The 303-nt window shown below is 71.9% G+C and carries 1 protein-coding gene; it reads right to left on the bottom strand.

Annotated features, from left to right (window positions below; genetic code table 11):
• The coding region (locus ACLEQD_RS45365; RefSeq protein ID WP_410392070.1) for a phosphopantetheine-binding protein at window positions 1–303 on the bottom strand (303 nt) is incomplete at both ends.

The raw sequence follows: 303 nt of genomic DNA on the forward strand, positions 1-303 counted from the left end.
GGCCTTGCTCGGTGGAGACGACGTCGCTGGAGGCCCGGGCGACGAGGGCGAGGGCTTCGAGCGTCTGGTGCTGGAAGAGGTCGCGAGTGGCCAGCGAGAGGCCGACGAGGCGAGCGCGAGCGACGACCTGGAGGCTGATGATGGAATCGCCGCCCAGCTCGAAGAAGTTGTCGTGGACGCCGACGCGGGGCAGGCCCAGCACCTGGGCCCAGATGTGGGCCAGCTGGGATTCGACGGGAGTGCGCGGCGCGACGAAGGAGGCCTGGGCGGAGGCGGAGGCTTCGGGAGGCGGCAGGGCGTGGC

Origin of the sequence: Corallococcus sp. 4LFB, from assembly GCF_046520365.1 — a bacterium.
GTDB lineage: Bacteria > Myxococcota > Myxococcia > Myxococcales > Myxococcaceae > Corallococcus > Corallococcus caeni.